19 protein-coding genes are annotated in these 17416 nt (G+C 49.1%); 18 read left to right on the top strand and 1 reads right to left on the bottom strand.

Annotation, left to right across the window (positions count from 1 at the left end; genetic code table 11):
* Positions 1-10: 10 nt before the first annotated feature.
* Positions 11-607, bottom strand: coding sequence for a nucleoside triphosphate pyrophosphatase (locus VIN66_RS09150; protein WP_331923694.1), 597 nt, complete (start codon positions 605-607; stop codon positions 11-13).
* A gap of 131 nt (positions 608-738) precedes the next feature.
* On the opposite strand from VIN66_RS09150, the gene yceD reads away from it, so the two are divergent.
* The 18 genes from yceD to acnD form a co-directional block, all read left to right on the top strand.
* Positions 739-1266, top strand: coding sequence for a 23S rRNA accumulation protein YceD (gene yceD / locus VIN66_RS09145; RefSeq protein ID WP_331923693.1), 528 nt, complete (start codon positions 739-741; stop codon positions 1264-1266).
* A 16-nt stretch (positions 1267-1282) separates the two neighbouring features.
* A complete protein-coding gene (gene rpmF / locus VIN66_RS09140; RefSeq protein WP_008223049.1) occupies positions 1283-1447 on the top strand; it encodes a 50S ribosomal protein L32 in 165 nt (54 codons plus the stop codon).
* Positions 1448-1453: 6 nt separating this feature from the next.
* Entirely contained in the window at positions 1454-2494 is a 1041-nt protein-coding gene (plsX, locus tag VIN66_RS09135) for a phosphate acyltransferase PlsX (protein ID WP_331923692.1), read from the top strand.
* Between the two features lie 6 nt (positions 2495-2500).
* On the top strand, positions 2501-3460 hold the full coding sequence (locus VIN66_RS09130; protein ID WP_331923691.1) for a beta-ketoacyl-ACP synthase III: 960 nt from the start codon (positions 2501-2503) through the stop codon (positions 3458-3460).
* A 38-nt stretch (positions 3461-3498) separates the two neighbouring features.
* On the top strand, positions 3499-4434 hold the full coding sequence (gene fabD / locus VIN66_RS09125) for an ACP S-malonyltransferase (protein ID WP_331923690.1): 936 nt from the start codon (positions 3499-3501) through the stop codon (positions 4432-4434).
* Between the two features lie 21 nt (positions 4435-4455).
* On the top strand, positions 4456-5190 hold the full coding sequence (gene fabG, locus VIN66_RS09120) for a 3-oxoacyl-ACP reductase FabG (RefSeq protein WP_414709887.1): 735 nt from the start codon (positions 4456-4458) through the stop codon (positions 5188-5190).
* A 134-nt stretch (positions 5191-5324) separates the two neighbouring features.
* On the top strand, positions 5325-5561 hold the full coding sequence (acpP, locus tag VIN66_RS09115; protein ID WP_134054564.1) for an acyl carrier protein: 237 nt from the start codon (positions 5325-5327) through the stop codon (positions 5559-5561).
* Between the two features lie 79 nt (positions 5562-5640).
* Positions 5641-6879, top strand: a complete 1239-nt coding sequence (fabF, locus tag VIN66_RS09110) for a beta-ketoacyl-ACP synthase II (RefSeq protein ID WP_331923688.1) — start codon at positions 5641-5643, stop codon at positions 6877-6879.
* 99 nt (positions 6880-6978) lie between these two features.
* Positions 6979-7734, top strand: coding sequence for an aminodeoxychorismate lyase (gene pabC, locus VIN66_RS09105; protein WP_331923687.1), 756 nt, complete (start codon positions 6979-6981; stop codon positions 7732-7734).
* Positions 7728-8738 carry an endolytic transglycosylase MltG gene (mltG, locus tag VIN66_RS09100; RefSeq protein ID WP_331923686.1) on the top strand — a complete coding sequence of 337 codons (1011 nt, stop codon included), beginning with the start codon at positions 7728-7730 and terminating at the stop codon, positions 8736-8738. Before pabC ends, mltG begins: the two co-directional genes overlap by 7 nt.
* Positions 8735-9361 carry a dTMP kinase gene (gene tmk, locus VIN66_RS09095; RefSeq protein ID WP_331923685.1) on the top strand — a complete coding sequence of 209 codons (627 nt, stop codon included), beginning with the start codon at positions 8735-8737 and terminating at the stop codon, positions 9359-9361. The genes mltG and tmk overlap by 4 nt, the downstream gene beginning before the upstream one ends.
* Positions 9362-10261 (top strand): DNA polymerase III subunit delta', encoded by a 900-nt coding sequence (holB, locus tag VIN66_RS09090; RefSeq protein ID WP_331923684.1) that lies wholly within the window; start codon positions 9362-9364, stop codon positions 10259-10261.
* An 11-nt stretch (positions 10262-10272) separates the two neighbouring features.
* Positions 10273-10599 carry a PilZ domain-containing protein gene (locus tag VIN66_RS09085; RefSeq protein WP_331923683.1) on the top strand — a complete coding sequence of 109 codons (327 nt, stop codon included), beginning with the start codon at positions 10273-10275 and terminating at the stop codon, positions 10597-10599.
* 15 nt (positions 10600-10614) lie between these two features.
* On the top strand, positions 10615-11397 hold the full coding sequence (locus VIN66_RS09080; protein ID WP_331923682.1) for a TatD family hydrolase: 783 nt from the start codon (positions 10615-10617) through the stop codon (positions 11395-11397).
* Positions 11398-11944: 547 nt separating this feature from the next.
* On the top strand, positions 11945-12628 hold the full coding sequence (locus VIN66_RS09075; RefSeq protein ID WP_331923681.1) for a GntR family transcriptional regulator: 684 nt from the start codon (positions 11945-11947) through the stop codon (positions 12626-12628).
* A gap of 1 nt (position 12629) precedes the next feature.
* Positions 12630-13514 (top strand): methylisocitrate lyase, encoded by an 885-nt coding sequence (prpB, locus tag VIN66_RS09070; protein ID WP_331923680.1) that lies wholly within the window; start codon positions 12630-12632, stop codon positions 13512-13514.
* Positions 13515-13545: 31 nt separating this feature from the next.
* Complete coding sequence (gene prpC / locus VIN66_RS09065) at positions 13546-14673, top strand: bifunctional 2-methylcitrate synthase/citrate synthase (RefSeq protein WP_331923679.1); 1128 nt, start codon at positions 13546-13548, stop codon at positions 14671-14673.
* A gap of 178 nt (positions 14674-14851) precedes the next feature.
* On the top strand, positions 14852-17416 hold a 2565-nt coding region (gene acnD / locus VIN66_RS09060), incomplete at its 3' end, for a Fe/S-dependent 2-methylisocitrate dehydratase AcnD (protein ID WP_331923677.1).

The following is a 17416-nucleotide window of genomic DNA, read 5'->3' as shown; positions in this document are numbered from 1 at the left end:
GTAATTTGAGTCAGAGTAAAACATTGATGCCCTCGTTCAGCAGTAGCGCATTTAAACGGATAAGTGGTAAACCAATAAGACTGTTTGGGTCATTACCGTTTAACCTGCTGAATAAAGTAATACCTAAGCCTTCACTTTTAAAGCTACCGGCACAGTCGAGTGGTTGCTCTTTAGCAATATAGGCGTCAATCTCTGCAGCCGATAAATGGCGAAAAGTGACGTCAAAAGGCTCTACTACAACCTGGGCCTTGCCTGTATCCGCATTTACCAGAGCCAGGCCGGTGAGAAACGTCACAGTTTGGCCGCTAAAACGCGTTAGTTGCTTGACGGCATTCTCAGTCGTGTGCGGTTTGCCGATAATCTCATTTGCAAAAACGGCAACCTGATCTGAACCTATCACCAGGCCTGACTGCAAATTACCGGCGATGCTGTTAGCTTTAGCTAATGCCAGGCGATACACCAGCTGACTGGCAGTTTCTGCCGGTAACGGCGTTTCGTCAACATCTGGCTTTACTGCGGTAAATGCCGCAGTCAGTTTACTCAGCAATTGCTGGCGGTAAACAGAGGTAGATGCCAGATATAAAGGTGGGGATATAGCGTCATGCATAACAAAAAATAGCCTTAGTATTCAGAATCTGACGCACTATAAACAGAATGAAAAAAATGCGCGAGAAAAACGACAAAAATCTGTCAGATCCCTTTGACAGCAAGGGGCCGCTTCTATATGATGCGCGCCTTATGCAAAAAGTAAAAATGCCCGTTACTATAGATCCGGTTAAAGCAGCGCAGAAACGCTCTGATTACGAAGGTATTGTGCCTTTAGTAAATTTAACCCGGTTAACCGAAAGCCTGCTTGATACGCAGGGCGAGGTAACGGTACGAGTTGAATGCGGTACTGACCAGCAAGGCCTGACTGTTATACAGGGTGGCGCTTCTTGCGAAGTGAGTGTAACCTGCGAACGTTGTGGTGAAGCCATGACAGTGTCGCTGGACTGCAATTTTGCATACACTCCGGTTAAACCGGATGATGACGCTGCTTTGGAGTTAATTCCTGAGCGTTATGACGTGATCGAGAAAGACGAACACGGCGAAATAAATTTACGGCAGTTAGTGGAAGATGAGCTGATTCTGGCGTTACCCTTGTTCCCGATGCATGACGAAGCGGTTTGCGCCGTTAGTGCCACATCGATGAGTTTTGGTGACATTGGCCCGGAACCGGAAAAACCCAATCCTTTCGCTGTACTGGCAGAATTAAAGAAAAAGTGAGTTTAGGAGAAATAGCATGGCTGTTCAGCAAAACAAAAAATCACGTGCACGCCGCGATATGCGTCGTTCACACGATGCATTAACTGGCCCAACGCTGTCAGTTGATTCTACTACCGGTGAAACACACCGTCGTCACCACATTACTGCCGACGGTTACTACAAAGGCCGTAAAGTAAAATAAGTCTGAGTGCATCGGGTGCAGCCGCTTAAGCTGACACTTGCATTAGACATGATGGGGGGCGATCACGGCCCCCATACAACTATTCCGGCTGCACTTGCTGCAGTTTGTGAATACCCTGATTTACATCTTATTCTATGTGGCGATGAAGCCGTATTGACCGAGCAGCTTAAGTTGCACGGCGTTTTTCCTCATCCTCAGCTTAGTATCCGTCATAGCAGCCAGGTTGTATCGATGGCAGATAAGCCATCAGTCGCTTTGCGCTCTAAACGCGACTCCTCTATGCGTGTCGCATTGGATTTAGTCGAAAAAGGCGAAGTGCAGGCCTGCGTCAGCGCTGGCAATACAGGCGCCTTAATTGCGATGGCTCATTTCGTCCTGAAAATGCTCAACGGTGTTGATCGCCCGGCATTGATCAGTGCGTTGCCAGCTATTGAAAGTAACCCCGTCTACATGCTCGATTTAGGTGCCACAGTTAACTGCGATGCTGATACGTTATTTCAGTTTGCGGTGATGGGCGCCGTGATGGCTGAAGAAGTGATTGGTATCAGTCAGCCAAAGGTTGCGCTGCTGAATATGGGTGAGGAAGAAATTAAAGGCTCTGATCAGATTAAACGTGCATCAATGCTGCTATCAGAATGCAACGACATCAACTATATCGGCTATATCGAAGGTAACGACATTTTTACTGGCAAAGCCGATGTGATCGTTTGTGATGGTTTTGTCGGTAATGTGGCGCTTAAAACCTGTGAAGGTGTAGCTAAACTGATTCTGCGGCGTTTTGAAACCAGTATTAAAGACAAAGTAACTGCGCAGTTATTCGGCTGGCTAATCAAACCTTTCATAAAAAACCTTTATCAGGGCGTGAACCCCGACCACTATAATGGCGCAAGTCTGTTAGGATTGCGCGGAATTGTAGTGAAAAGCCATGGAAATGCGACTAAAGAAGCATTTCTCAGTGCCATCCGGCAAGCGGTACGGGAAGTAGAACGTCAGGTACCCGCTAAAATCAAAGGCCGGTTGGAACACGTATTAATTGATAAAGCGTAGGTCCGCATGTATTCACGCATTATAGGTACCGGGAGTTATTTCCCTTCTCAGGTTCGCAGCAATGCAGACCTTGAATCAATGGTTGAAACCACCGACGAATGGATTATCGAACGAACCGGCATCAGGGAGCGCCGTATCATTGGTGACAACGAAACAGTTGCTACCATGGGAGCGCAGGCAGCTCTGAAAGCATTTGAAGCTGCAGATATCGACAAGAATAGCATTGATATGATTATCTGTGCCACCACCAGTGCGTCCCGCGCCTTACCAAGTGCGGCCTGTGAAATTCAGCGTGAGCTGGAGATGCATGCCGTTCCGGCATTTGATATCGCTGCCGCCTGCGCTGGTTTTTGCTATGCACTGAGCGTTGCCGATCAATATATCAAAAGTGGTATTGCCAAACGTGTCTTGGTGGTCGGCTCAGACTGTCTATCCCGATTGGTATCACCTGAAGACAGAAGTATGGTGATTTTGTTTGGTGATGCAGCCGGCGCAGTGGTGCTTGAAGCTTCTGAACAACCAGGTATTCTGTCCACGCATATTCAGGCTGACGGTAAGTACTCAGAATTACTTTATGTTGATAACCCTATTCGCGGTAACGAGGCTTCGGTACACCAGTCATGGGGTTCAATGAAAGGTAACGACGTCTTTAAAGTTGCTGTAACCAAATTATCAGAGGTTGTAGAGCAGACATTGGCTGCAAATAATCTGGATAAGTCTGAGATAGACTGGCTGGTGCCGCATCAGGCCAATCTGCGTATTATTTCTGCCGTGGCCCGCAAACTGGATATGTCGATGGATCAGGTTGTTATTAACCTTGACCGCTATGGCAATACCTCTGCGGCTACCGTGCCAACTGCACTTGATGAAGCTATTCGTGATGGTCGTATCCAACGCGGCCAGACATTATTACTGGAAGCTTTCGGCGGTGGTTTCGCCTGGGCATCGGCGCTGGTGCGTTACTAAACTTAGTCAGTACTTTATAATTTTCTGCAGGAATTAACATGACAACAAAACTTGCAATCGTCTTTCCGGGGCAGGGCTCGCAAAGCGTCGGTATGCTGGCCGATTTGTATGCCGAATTTGATATTGTAAAGCAAACCTTTACTGAAGCATCTGATGCTCTTGGTTATGACTTATGGGCGCTTGTCGCAAATGGACCTGAAGCCGATTTAAACGAAACTCACCGTACTCAGCCTGCGCTTTTAACAGCATCCGTAGCTGTCTGGCGATTATGGCAGCAGCAAGGTGGTGTGCAGCCTGCATACTTTGCCGGCCATTCATTGGGAGAATATTCTGCGCTGGTATGTGCAGGCGTATTGTCGCTGAGCGATGCGGTAAAACTGGTCGAAAAACGCGGTAATTATATGCAGCAGGCAGTGCCTGCTGGCGTCGGCGCTATGTCAGCGATTATCGGCCTGGATGATGCTGCTATAGCAGTTGCCTGTGAGCAGGCAGCTCAAGGCGAGGTGGTATCACCGGTTAACTACAATTCGCCGGGCCAGGTTGTTATCGCAGGACATAAAGCCGCGGTTGAACGCGCTGGGGAGCTTTGTAAAGCTGCCGGTGCAAAACGTGCCTTACCACTGCCTGTTAGCGTGCCTTCACACTGCGCACTGATGCGCCCTGCGGCAGAAAAATTAGCAGCAGACTTGGCGGCACTTAATTTTAATCCGGCTGTCATACCGGTGGTAAATAATGTTGATGTCGTTATAGCTACTGACGCTGCCGCGATAAAAGATGCACTAGTCCGCCAGCTGTATAGCCCTGTGCGCTGGACAGAAAGTATTGAATGGCTGGCACAACAAGGTGTAACCGAAGTACTGGAGCTTGGTGCCGGTAAGGTATTAAGTGGCCTGATTAAACGTATTGATAGAAATCTGGCAGCGGCGTCAGTAGGCGATATATCGTCGCTGCAGACTGCGCTTGCAGCAGAATAAGGACTGTGCATGACTAATTTTATTTCACTGGACGGCAAGGTTGCGCTGGTCACCGGTGCCAGCCGCGGTATCGGCAGGGCAATTGCAGAGCAACTTGCAGCGCTTGGTGCAAAAGTTGTTGGTACGGCTACATCTGAAAAAGGTGCTGAGGCCATTAGTGCTTATCTTGGTGACAAAGGCTGTGGCCTGGTGTTAAATGTCTCAGATACAGCATCTATTGAACACTGTCTCGAACAGATAAAAAACCAGTTTGGTGATATTGATATTCTGGTTAATAATGCCGGTATTACCCGTGATAATTTATTGATGCGGATGAAAGACGAGGAATGGTTTGACATTATGCAAACCAACCTGACATCGGTATACCGCTTAAGTAAAGCGGTGATGCGTAGTATGATGAAAAAGCGCTTTGGCCGGATTATCAGTATTGGCTCTGTTGTAGGTTCTATGGGCAATGCCGGTCAGACAAACTATGCCGCGGCTAAAGCCGGTGTACTGGGTTTTACCAAATCGCTGGCTAAAGAAGTTGCATCGCGTGGTATTACCGTTAACGCTATAGCACCAGGCTTTATTGATACAGATATGACGAAAGAGCTGTCTGATGAACAAAAAGAAGCTATTTTCAGTCAGGTTCCGGCGAATCGTTTAGGCCAGCCGGAAGAGATTGCGGCAACTGTTGCATTTTTGGCATCACAGCAAGCAGCCTATATTACCGGTGAAACAATTCACGTAAACGGCGGTATGTATATGGTGTAGGCCGATCTGGGAGCAGGTTAGACCAGCATAAAATGCTGTGTTCCGAGCTTGCAACCCACAAAGCTTACGCATAAACTAGCGCCACACAAAATTGCACGAATTGTTGCGATTTATATGAGAAAAAGGAAGAAAAGATGAGCAACATCGAAGAACGCGTTAAGAAGATCATTATTGAACAACTGGGCGTTAAAGAAGACGAAGTGAAGAACGAAGCGTCTTTCGTTGAAGACCTGGGCGCTGACTCGCTGGACACAGTAGAGCTGGTAATGGCTCTGGAAGAAGAATTCGATACTGAAATTCCTGACGAAGAAGCTGAAAAAATTACTACTGTTCAGTCTGCGATTGATTACATCAAAGCGCACGCTGAGTAAGCTAACAGCTTGCAGAACGGGTAGCTAAGCTACCCGTTTTCATTTTACGATAGATAAAATTTCCATGGCGGAGGGTTTTGTGGCAAAACGTCGTGTGGTCGTTACCGGTTTAGGCATGTTGACGCCGCTGGGTAATGATGTTGCCTCAAGCTGGCAGGGTTTACAGCAAGCCCAAAGTGGTATATCGCTGATCGAACATTTCGATACCAGCGCTTACACCACTAAATTTGCAGGTTTGGTAAAGAACTTTGATGTAGAACCATATTTTCCGGCGAAAGACGCCAAAAAGATGGATCTGTTTATTCAATATGGCGTTGCGGCTGGGATCCAGGCGTTTCGTGACTCAGGCATTGAAATTACCGAGCAGAATGCTCCGCGTATAGGCGCGGCAATTGGTTCTGGTATAGGCGGTCTGGGGTTAATTGAAGAGAATCATACCAAGCTGCTTAACAGTGGGCCAAAACGGTTATCACCGTTTTTCGTGCCGTCTACCATCATTAATATGATATCCGGTCAGCTGTCTATTATGCTGGGTTTACAAGGGCCAAATATCAGCATTGTTACTGCCTGTACCACAGGCGTGCATAATATCGGTCATGCCGCTCGCATGATCAGTTACGGTGATGCGGATGTGATGATTGCCGGTGGCGCAGAAAAGGCGTCTACTCCGCTTGGTATGGGCGGTTTTGGCGCTGCGCGGGCGTTGTCTACCCGTAACGACGCGCCACAGCAAGCCAGCCGGCCATGGGATAAAGACCGTGACGGTTTTGTGCTGGGTGATGGTGCCGGTGTTATGGTGTTGGAAGAGTATGAGCACGCCAAAGCCCGCGGTGCGAAAATTTATGCCGAGCTGATTGGTTTTGGTATGAGCGGTGATGCTTATCACATGACTTCTCCACCAGAAAATGGCGCCGGTGCAGCAGCAGCAATGCGTAATGCATTGAATGATGCCAAGGTTAATGCGGAGCAGGTTGCTTACATTAACGCACACGGCACTTCAACGCCTGCCGGTGATATTGCAGAGACAAAAGCCATCAAGTCTGTGTTTGGCGATCATGCATCGAAAGTAATGGTAAGTTCGTCCAAATCAATGATTGGCCACCTGCTTGGTGCAGCTGGGTCAGTTGAGTCGATCATTACTGTGCTGTCACTACAGGAAAACATCGTTACGCCGACCATCAATCTGGATAACCCGGATGACGGTTGTGATCTGGACTATGTGCCGCATGAAGCCCGGCAGGTATCGATGGAGTATGCACTTTGCAACTCTTTCGGTTTTGGCGGAACTAACGGCTCAATCCTGTTCAAACGTCTTTAATCTGCTGTTTTTACAGACAAAGGCTGCCTCAAATGCAGCCTTTGTTTTATCTGCGTTTTAAGGCATACTGCCGCTGATATTAATTTCCCGGTGACAGGTGTGCAATCGGCAATTTCTCCACAGGACCGCAGTTTTAATTATGGCGATGGTATTTTCACCACGATACAGGTGCGCGCAGGTGAAATACAGTTGTGGCCTTTGCATTTGCAGCGGTTGCAGCGTTCTGCCCGGCAGTTAATGTTTGGTGATATTGCCTGGGATCTGGTTACTGCCCAGGCGCATTCCGCTATTACTATGTCTGAGCAAGTGATCAAAATACTGATTTCCCGTGGCGAAGGTGGACGTGGCTATGGCTGCGCTGGCGTCACATCACCGCGCATTTATGTTAGTAGCAGTGCTATGCCAGATTACACCAAAGCGCAAAAAGGTATTTGCCTTGGGCTGGCAACGTTGCAGCTTGCTGTCCAACCCTCACTGGCAGGGCTGAAGCACAATAACAGACTGGAGCAGGTACTGATCAAACAACAGTTGGCTGACAGTACATATGACGACCTGCTGGTGCTTGATCAATTGGGGTTTATCACCGAAGCCAGTGCAGCTAACGTGTTGTTCTGCCGCGCTGGCAAATGGTTTACCCCAGAGCTTAAGCGAGCTGGTGTAGCAGGCGTCATGCGGCAGAACATTATGCAACAAATGCCGGTACAGGAAGTGAACTGGCAGCTTGACGAGTTACAAACGGTTGACGCTATTGCAGTGTGCAATGCCCTGATGGGGATAGTCCCGGTGCGCCGGTTTTGTAACAGGGATTTACCACTGACACCAGTGCAGCAACTGAGAACACAGGTAGTATGTTAAAACTTATCCGCCTAGGCTTTATTGTAGCGCTGCTACTCGGTGTCAGCTATTACGCGTTAGTGCGCTATACACAGCAAATCCCGCTGCAAATACCCGACGAAATTTACACCGTGACTGCTGGCAGCTCAGCGGCATCGCTGTGCCGACAGTGGCAGCAGCAACACCTGCTGACATCAAGTAACTGCCTGGCACTTAAGCTTTACTTGCGCCTGCACCCGGCGCAGGCTGGCGTTCAGCAAGGGGTATACCGGTTATCCGCTGAACAGACGCTGTTGCAGGTGCTGGCGTTATTTAGAATTGGTAAAGAAGCACAGTTCGCACTCACCCTAATCGAAGGGGAAACCGTGCAGCAGAGCTTACAGCGGATAACGCAAGCCCGTTATTTAACGCAGGATCTGCACACTGCAGAGGATGTGCAGGCCATGTTGCAATGGCCGGCAGCGTGGGGCGAAACACCGGTAAACAGCGAGGCGCTGTTGTATCCCGATACCTATTACTACACCGCCAACAGCTCAGCCCGTGAACTGGTGCAGCGCGCACAACAAGCTTTATTAAAAGAGCTGGCGCAGGCCTGGGAGCAAAGACAAGGCGATTTACCGCTGCAAACGCCTTATCAATTGCTTATTCTGGCGTCGATAATTGAAAAGGAAAGCAGTTATCCACCGGAGAAAACACTGGTTGCGTCGGTATTTGTAAATCGCTTGCGTAAAAATATGCGCCTGCAGACAGACCCGACAGTAATATACGGACTGGAAGATTTTAACGGTAATATCACCCGCGCTGATTTGAACAACCCGCATCCATATAATACGTACCGCCATTTTGGCCTGCCGCCTGGCCCTATCAGTCTGGTTGGCAGAGCGTCATTGCTTGCCGCTGCCCAACCCGCTGAAACAGATTTATATTACTTTGTCAGTAAGGGGGATGGCACACACCAGTTTTCTTCGACACTGGAGCAACACAACAGTGCGGTAAAAAAATACATTCTGGGATCCAAGTTATGAAGCGTAAGGGCAAGTTTATCGTTGTAGAGGGCCTGGAAGGGGCAGGAAAAAGTACCGCTATTGCAACTGTGAAGCAGTATCTGCAGCAAAGTGGACATGAAGTAGTGTGTACCCGTGAGCCCGGAGGTACACCGCTGGCAGAAAGCCTTAGAACCCTGGTCAAGCAGGTTCAGCAGAATGAGGTTATCGCACCGCAAACTGAGTTGTTGCTGATGTATGCGGCTAGGATGCAACTGCTCGTTAATGTCATTCAGCCTGCGCTGAGTGAAGGTAAATGGGTGCTCGGCGACAGGCATGATATGTCGTCCCGTGCTTATCAGGGCGGTGGCAGGCAACTGGACGAAGCTTTTATCAATCAATTACGTCACGCTGTGCTCGGAGATCTGACGCCTGATTTGACGTTGTACCTCGACATCGACCCGGCGATCGGGTTGGAACGTGCCAGAGTACGTGGCGAGCTGGACCGGATTGAACAGGAACAGCTGACGTTTTTCCAGCGCACGCGGCAGAAATATCTGCAGATAGCCGCCAGTGAATCCAACATAGCAGTTATTGATGCCAGCCAGCCGCTTGAGCAGGTGCAAAGTAATATCATTGCGGCATTGAACCGGGCACTGGGGTAAATGATGCTGCTGCCCTGGTTAGAGCGCTATCAGCAGCAGCTGAGTCGCTTGCTTAATGCGCAACAGCTGGCGCATGGTCTGTTGCTGACAGGCCCGTCAGGTATCGGTAAACAGCAACTGGCAAAGTGGCTGGTCGCATCTTTGCTGTGCACTTCAGAGCATAAGCCTTGTGGGGGCTGCAAAAGCTGTTTGCTGCTCGCTGCAGGCAGCCATGCAGATTTTCTGGCGGTGGACAGCTCTGGTACCACTATCGGTATAGATGCGGTGCGTCAGTTAAGTCAGTTTATGCATGGGCGGGCACAGCAGCAGCCTAACAAAGTCGTACTGGTAAGCGACGCAGATAAATTAACAGAAGCAGCAGCCAATGCGCTGTTAAAAACACTGGAAGAGCCACCACAGAATAGTTTTATTGTACTTTACTGTAGCTCAGGCAGTGCTTTACCTGCGACGGTCATTAGCCGTTGCCAGCAGTGGCAACTGGCAGCAGAATTTAGTAATAACGCCAATGACTGGTTACGACAGCAAACTAACAGAGCAGTGCCGGATTTTCTGCTGACATACTGTGGAGGCGGGCCATTGAAAGCGTTAGCATTGCTGGAAAGTGGTGCGGCTGATCAGCTTCAGGCCGCACTGCAGCATTTAACGCAGTATTTGCAGCAACAATTATCACTGACGGATTGCGTAAAACAACTGGAGCAATCAGAGGGGCTCAGCCAGTTGCTGGGCTGGTTTTTACGCAGGCAATTGACGTTGGCGGCTAACGTATCTAACCCGCAGCGCCTGCTGGCAATCCATCAACTGTATAACCGTTGGTGCCGTGACGATAGTCAGATTTTAGGGCAGAATAAGCAACTGGCGTTAAGTGCGTTTTTAATTGAGTTTAAACGGCTGCACGGATAACCGGAGGACATATGGAAGAACTGACGATAGGTTTTAATGATTTAAAAGACTTGTACCGCAGTTATATGCCATTTCTGAAAAATGGTGGTTTGTTTGTCCGTACTGCCCGGCAATATAAAATGGGGCAGTCATTGGCGCTGAGTGTCACTTTGCCGGATTCGCTTGAATCAGTGACAGTGTCAGGCAAGGTTGCTTGGATCACACCACACGGCTCGCAAAGTTCAAACCCGGCCGGCGTCGGTGTCAGCTTTATTGATGACAAGTCGCAATTAAGCGCCCAGATTGAGAAATTGCTCGGTGGAATGCTTAGTTCTCCCGATCCTACCCATACTATTTAAATTGAGAGAATAACGTTGTTTGTTGATTCGCATTGTCATCTTGACCGGCTGGAACTGGATAAACTGGGGCTCACACTGGAGCAGGTCATCGCCAGGGCGCAGGCTGAGCAAGTGCAGCACATGCTATGCGTATGTGTCAGTCTGGCTGAATTTGACCAGATGCAGCAGGCCGTAGCGCCTTATCCGATGGTGTCTGTTTCTTGCGGTGAACATCCGCTACATCAGAACGATAATGTCGACGCACAGCGTTTGCTGTCGGGTTGCCAGCTGGAACAAGTTGTTGCTGTAGGGGAAACCGGGCTGGATTATTTTTATTCGGCTGAATCAAAAGTAAGTCAGCAGCAAGCCTTTGTTACTCACATTGATGTGGCAAACCAGGTAAACAAGCCGCTGATTATTCACACCCGTGATGCCCGCTCCGATACGCTGGCACTAATGCGCAGCCACAAAGCGGATGGCGCCGGCGGTGTGCTGCACTGTTTCACTGAGAACTGGGAAATGGCAAGAGCCGCTTTGGATATGGGGTTCTATATTTCTATATCCGGTATCATGACATTTCGTAATGCAACTGAACTACGTGATGTAGTGAAGAAATTACCACTGGATCGCCTGCTGATAGAAACAGACTCGCCTTATCTGGCGCCGGTTCCATACAGAGGCAAAACCAATCAGCCGGCTTATGTTACGGCAGTAGCAGAAGCGATAGCCGAGGTTAAAAGTATTAGCGTAACCGAATTGGCAAATGCAACGACTGCTAATTTCTACAGCCTGTTTAACCGTGTGAAAAGAGTTGCTTAGGTAAGATTTGCCGCACATTTCAAACTGTCAGATAAAAGTAGCCCGGAACCAATCCGCATTGTTCCGGGCTTAGGGGAATGGCTCATAGGGAATGAGCCGTGCGCTATCGTTACAACTGCTAAGACGTTTAAAAGGTAAGATTTAGTGTAGTTAAAACACAGCATTTTGCTGACAATGTTCAATTGTAGCGATGTTGATGATCGTAATATTAATTTTCTATTTTGTGCCCAGCTTATCCTCAAATTATCCCCAGCTTATTCTATCAAACAGGCAAGGTTACTGCGTTGAACCTCTTTTAGGTGCAGGCACTGCTGTTGCCATTTTTAGTTCTTAAACGCATTTTCAGTTGTCATTTAATAAAAAAAAAATCTAAAAACTGCAGTAAAAAGTGCTTTCCAGATGAGGCCTGAACAGGTTCTGCGGTATGCAGTTGTAAAGTGAATTGCACACCCCTTTAGAGGATTGTCGACAATGTTTTTGGTTTTTGCTTGACTGAAGCGTTGAAACGCTATAAAAATTGGCTAATTCTTATTCTTTGTCGACAATTATGGCTATTATTCATCCATCACTGCGACCGGCTATTACGGCTTCAGACAGAGTATTGCTGGAAATACAACGTGCCATTGTAGAGGGCGAAATTGCTGCCGGCAGCAAGATCAGTGAACCCGAGCTTGCCAAGCGTTTTGATTTAAGCCGGGCGCCGCTGCGGGAAGCATTGGCCCGACTTGAACGCTGTCATTTAATTGAGCGTATTCCCAATGCCGGTGCCCGGGTAGTGAAATTGTCGACACAGGGTTTACTGTCGTTATATCAGCTACGCGAAACGCTGGAAGGTTTAGCTTGCAGGCTGGCAGCAGAACATATGGCGGATGGTGAAATAGCCGAGCTACGCCAATTACTGGATCAGCATTTAAGTACACAGCGGGTACGTGAAGGCGAGAGCTACTACCAAGAAGCCGGCGATCTGGATTTTCATTACCGTGTCATCTTAGGTAGTAAAAATGATTACCTTATCAATATCTTATGTGACGAGCTTTATTATCTGGTACGAATGTACCGGGTGCAGCTTGGTATGAACGGGCCGCGTGTATCGCGTGCCTTTGATGAACATAAAGCTATTCTTAATGCCATCGCTAACCGCGATGGCGAACTGGCTGATTTGCTGATGCGCCGTCATATTGCTGCATCAAGGCGTAACATTGAAAAACAATTGGAACAAACGGGGACCTGACATGACCAAACTTACTGCCGGACAAAAACTCCGTGCAGCGATTAGCGCGAACAAGCCGCTGCAAATCGTTGGCACAATTAACGCCTATACCGCCATGATGGCAGAACGTACCGGGCATCAGGCTCTGTATTTATCTGGGGCAGGTGTGGCGAATGCCTCTTTTGGTTTACCCGATCTTGGCATGACGTCACTGAATGATGTCTGTGAAGATATTCGCCGGATAACCGGGGCAACAAGTTTACCGCTGTTGGTGGATGCAGATACCGGTTGGGGTGGGGCTTTTAACATCACTCGTACGGTAAAGGATATGACCCGTGCCGGCGCCGCCGGTTTTCATATTGAAGATCAGGTGGCGCAAAAACGGTGTGGTCACCGGCCGAATAAAGAAATTGTCAGTTTGAATGAAATGGTCGACCGGGTAAAAGCCAGTGTGGATGCTCGCACTGACGAAAGCTTTTTTATTATGGCCCGTACAGATGCGCTGGCGCAGCAGGGGTTGGAAGCGGCGATAGAACGGGCTCTGGCCTGTGAGGCTGCCGGTGCCGATGCTATTTTTGCCGAAGCGGTGCACACACTGGAACAATATCAGGCGTTTACCAAAGCGCTAAAAGTACCGGTGTTGGCAAATATTACCGAGTTTGGCCAGACGCCACTGTTTAACAAAGCAGAGTTGGCAGCTGTCGGTGTGGCAATGGTGCTGTATCCGCTAAGTGCGTTTCGGGCAATGAACAAAGCGGCATTGAATGTTTATCAGTCAATTCTGGCAAATGGCGACCAGAAAGCCGTCGTTGACAGTATGCAAACGCGTGTTGAGTTGTACGATTTTCTGAACTACCACAGTTTTGAAGAAAAACTGGATCAGCTGTTTAGCAATAAAGCGAAATAAGTATTCACATATAAAATACGGGGACAAGACAATGGCGACAGGAAAAGTACTGACAGGCGCGGGCTTGCGCGGCCAGGTAGCCGGAAAAACGGCTTTATCAACGGTGGGTAAAACCGGCTCAGGTCTGACTTACCGTGGCTACGACGTAAAGGATTTAGCCGCCAACTGCAGCTTCGAAGAAGTTGCCCATCTGATCTTAAAAGGCGAGCTGCCAACAGCAGCTGAACTTAGCGCTTACAAAGCAAAGCTGAAAAGTATGCGTAGCCTGCCACAGCCACTGAAAGATGTGCTTGAGCGTATTCCTGCCTCTGCACACCCTATGGATGTGATGCGCACCGGCTGCTCTATGCTGGGGAATCTGGAAACTGAGCAAAATTTTACTCAGCAACAGGACGCGACTGATCGCATGCTGGCGATTTTTCCTGGTCTGGTAAATTACTGGTACAACTATAGTCATCACGGCAAGCGTATTGAAGTAGAAACAGAAGCAGACTCTATTGCTGAGCAGTTCTTGTGGACCTTACATGGCAAAAAGCCAGCGCAACTGCATATTGATGTGATGCAGGCGTCACTGATTTTATATGCCGAGCATGAGTTTAATGCTTCTACCTTTACCGCCCGTGTTTGTGCGTCGACATTAAGCGATATGCACTCGTGTATTACCGGTGCTATTGGCTCCTTACGTGGTCCGCTGCACGGCGGTGCCAACGAAGCGGCGATGGAACTGATTGAAAAAATGGCGAATCCGGATGATGCAGAGCAAAAACTGTTGGGTATGCTGGAGCGCAAAGAGAAGATCATGGGCTTTGGCCATGCGATTTACTCAGAGTCAGATCCACGCAATGCTGTAATTAAAGAATGGTCAGAGAAACTGGCTAAGGCCAATGGCGATACTAAACTGTATGACGTTTCTGTACGTTGCGAAGCGGTGATGTGGCGCGAGAAGAAACTGTTCTGTAATGCCGATTTCTTCCATGCCTCGGCGTATAACTATATGGGCATTCCAACTAAGCTGTTTACACCAATCTTTGTTTGTAGCCGTTTAACAGGTTGGGCAGCGCATGTAATGGAGCAGCGTGCAGATAACCGTATTATCCGGCCAAGTGCTGATTACGTTGGTGTAGAACCGCGTAATGTTAAGCCGATAGCGCAGCGTTAATCAAGGAACTGAGGTTGGAACCCGTTGGCGCAGCCACAGAGTGTCTGAGCCCTGCCGCAGGCATTAGGGCGAGTTGCTGTGGCGAGCACGGCGGGCTTGCAACCGTTAGGTTCCACCTGACTACAAGAACACTTCAAAGAGGGCTAAGCCCTCTTTTCGCCAGACAGAGTAAAAAACCATGAACAGCCAATACCGTAAGAAACTGCCAGGCACTCACCTGGATTATTTCGATACTCAGGCCGCGGTAGACGCCATCGAGCCAGGCGCTTATGCAAAACTGCCGTACACCTCACGTGTGCATGCCGAAAACTTAGTACGCCGCTGCGACCCGGCCATGTTAACAGATGCATTAAAACAGCTTATTTACCGCAAACGTGACCTGGACTTTCCGTGGTTTCCGGCGCGCGTAGTATGCCATGACATTTTAGGTCAGACCGCCCTGGTAGATTTAGCCGGCTTGCGGGACGCCATAGCGGAAAAAGGCGGAGATCCTGCCAAAGTTAACCCGGTAGTGCCTACGCAACTAATTGTGGATCACTCATTAGCGGTAGAACACGCTGGTTTTGAGAAAGATGCTTTTGATAAGAACCGCGCTATAGAAGATCGCCGTAACGACGACCGCTTCCATTTTATCAACTGGACGAAAAAAGCCTTTAAAAACGTTGACGTTATTCCACCCGGAAACGGCATTATGCACCAGATAAACCTGGAGCGGATGTCGCCGGTAATTCACGCCAAAGACGGCGTGGCTTTCCCGGATACTCTGGTCGGTACCGACAGTCATACACCGCATGTTGATGCACTGGGCGTTATTGCCATAGGTGTAGGCGGTTTAGAAGCGGAAAGCGTAATGCTGGGCCGTGCCAGCTGGATGCGTCTGCCGGATATCATTGGTGTAGAGCTGACCGGCAAAGCACAGGAAGGCATCATGGCGACCGATATAGTGCTGGCACTGACTGAGTTTCTGCGTAAAGAAAAAGTGGTGTCGAGTTACCTGGAATTTTTCGGCGAAGGTGCTGACAGCTTAAGTTTGGGTGACCGGGCAACAATATCGAATATGACACCAGAATACGGTGCTACTGCCGCCATGTTCAGCATCGACCAGCAAACACTGGACTATCTGACGCTAACTGGCCGCGCACCAGAGCAGGTAAAACTGGTAGAAACCTATGCTAAAGCTGCGGGCCTCTGGAGCGATAGCTTAAAAACCGCCGAGTACGAGCGCGTGCTTAAATTCGACTTATCCAGTGTTGGCCGCACCATGGCGGGGCCTTCTAACCCACATGCGCGGTTGTCGACAGCTGACCTCACGGCTAAAGGTATCGCTGGCAAGTACGTACAGGAAGACGGCAAAATGCCGGATGGTGCAGTGATTATCGCAGCTATTACCAGCTGCACTAATACCAGTAATCCGCGTAACGTTATCGCGGCCGGTTTGCTGGCGCGCAACGCCAATAAATATGGCTTAGCACGTAAACCCTGGGTGAAAACCTCTTTAGCCCCCGGCTCTAAAGCTGTACAGCTGTATCTGGAAGAGGGTGGCTTGCTGCCTGAGTTGGAAAAGCTGGGCTTTGGTATTGTCGGCTTTGCCTGCACTACCTGTAACGGCATGAGCGGCGCGCTGGATCCGGTGATCCAGAAAGAAGTGGTAGAGCGCGATCTGTACGCTACTGCGGTGTTATCGGGCAACCGTAACTTTGATGGCCGTATTCATCCTTATGCCAAACAGGCATTTTTAGCATCACCGGCACTGGTTGTCGCATATGCGATTGCCGGCACTATTCGTTTTGATATCGAAAAAGATGTGCTTGGTTATGATGAAAATAAAAACGCAATCACATTGAAAGATATCTGGCCAACTGATGCTGAAATTGATGCAGTAGTGGCGTCCAGCGTAAAACCTGAGCAATTTCGCAAAGTGTACGAGCCTATGTTTGATGTTGCGGTCGACTTCGGTGAGCAAATCAGTCCGCTGTATGACTGGCGCTTACAAAGCACTTATATTCGCCGCCCGCCTTATTGGGAAGGCGCATTGGCCGGTGAGCGCGCATTAAAAGGCATGCGGCCACTGGCACTGCTGGGCGATAACATCACCACTGATCACTTATCACCGTCGAACGCCATTATGCCGGACAGCGCAGCCGGTGAGTATCTGCATAAAATGGGTCTGCCGGAAGAGGATTTTAACTCTTACGCGACGCACCGTGGTGATCACCTGACAGCGCAGCGCGCAACCTTTGCAAACCCCAAGCTGATTAATGAAATGGCTATTGTTGATGGCAAAGTGAAGCAAGGCTCACTGGCACGGATAGAGCCAGAGGGTAAGGTAACCCGCATGTGGGAAGCGATTGAAAGCTACATGCAACGTAAGCAGCCGCTGATCATCGTTGCCGGTGCCGACTACGGCCAGGGCTCGTCACGCGATTGGGCCGCAAAGGGCGTAAGGTTAGCCGGTGTCGAAGCGATTGCAGCTGAAGGTTTTGAACGTATTCACCGTACTAATTTAATAGGTATGGGCGTGCTGCCGCTGGAATTTAAAGCGGGTACCACCCGTAAAACACTGGGTTTAGATGGTACTGAAACCTACGATGTGGTTGGAGAGCGTACACCGCGTGCGACGTTAACGCTGGTTATTCATCGTACAAATGGTGAGACACTGAATGTGCCAGTCATTTGCCGTTTAGACACCGGTGAAGAGGTGTCTATTTACGAAGCCGGCGGCGTATTGCAGCGTTTCGCGCAG

It is taken from the genome of Rheinheimera sp. (assembly GCF_036568245.1).
Classification (GTDB): domain Bacteria; phylum Pseudomonadota; class Gammaproteobacteria; order Enterobacterales; family Alteromonadaceae; genus Alishewanella.
The sequence above is the reverse complement of the archived record's forward strand: the minus strand, read 5'-3'. Positions and strand labels throughout refer to the sequence as shown.

What these genes read in the sequence shown, in the direction of transcription:
- prpB (WP_331923680.1), top strand. Translation starts at nt 12,630, where the DNA reads ATGACCAAACTTACTGCCGGACAAAAACTCCGTGCAGCGATTAGCGCG.
- tmk (WP_331923685.1), top strand. Translation starts at nt 8,735, where the DNA reads ATGAAGCGTAAGGGCAAGTTTATCGTTGTAGAGGGCCTGGAAGGGGCA.
- mltG (WP_331923686.1), top strand. Translation starts at nt 7,728, where the DNA reads ATGTTAAAACTTATCCGCCTAGGCTTTATTGTAGCGCTGCTACTCGGT.
- acpP (WP_134054564.1), top strand. Translation starts at nt 5,325, where the DNA reads ATGAGCAACATCGAAGAACGCGTTAAGAAGATCATTATTGAACAACTG.
- prpC (WP_331923679.1), top strand. Translation starts at nt 13,546, where the DNA reads ATGGCGACAGGAAAAGTACTGACAGGCGCGGGCTTGCGCGGCCAGGTA.
- fabD (WP_331923690.1), top strand. Translation starts at nt 3,499, where the DNA reads ATGACAACAAAACTTGCAATCGTCTTTCCGGGGCAGGGCTCGCAAAGC.
- rpmF (WP_008223049.1), top strand. Translation starts at nt 1,283, where the DNA reads ATGGCTGTTCAGCAAAACAAAAAATCACGTGCACGCCGCGATATGCGT.
- VIN66_RS09075 (WP_331923681.1), top strand. Translation starts at nt 11,945, where the DNA reads ATGGCTATTATTCATCCATCACTGCGACCGGCTATTACGGCTTCAGAC.
- VIN66_RS09085 (WP_331923683.1), top strand. Translation starts at nt 10,273, where the DNA reads ATGGAAGAACTGACGATAGGTTTTAATGATTTAAAAGACTTGTACCGC.
- holB (WP_331923684.1), top strand. Translation starts at nt 9,362, where the DNA reads ATGATGCTGCTGCCCTGGTTAGAGCGCTATCAGCAGCAGCTGAGTCGC.
- yceD (WP_331923693.1), top strand. Translation starts at nt 739, where the DNA reads ATGCAAAAAGTAAAAATGCCCGTTACTATAGATCCGGTTAAAGCAGCG.
- VIN66_RS09130 (WP_331923691.1), top strand. Translation starts at nt 2,501, where the DNA reads ATGTATTCACGCATTATAGGTACCGGGAGTTATTTCCCTTCTCAGGTT.
- VIN66_RS09150 (WP_331923694.1), bottom strand. Translation starts at nt 607, where the DNA reads ATGCATGACGCTATATCCCCACCTTTATATCTGGCATCTACCTCTGTT.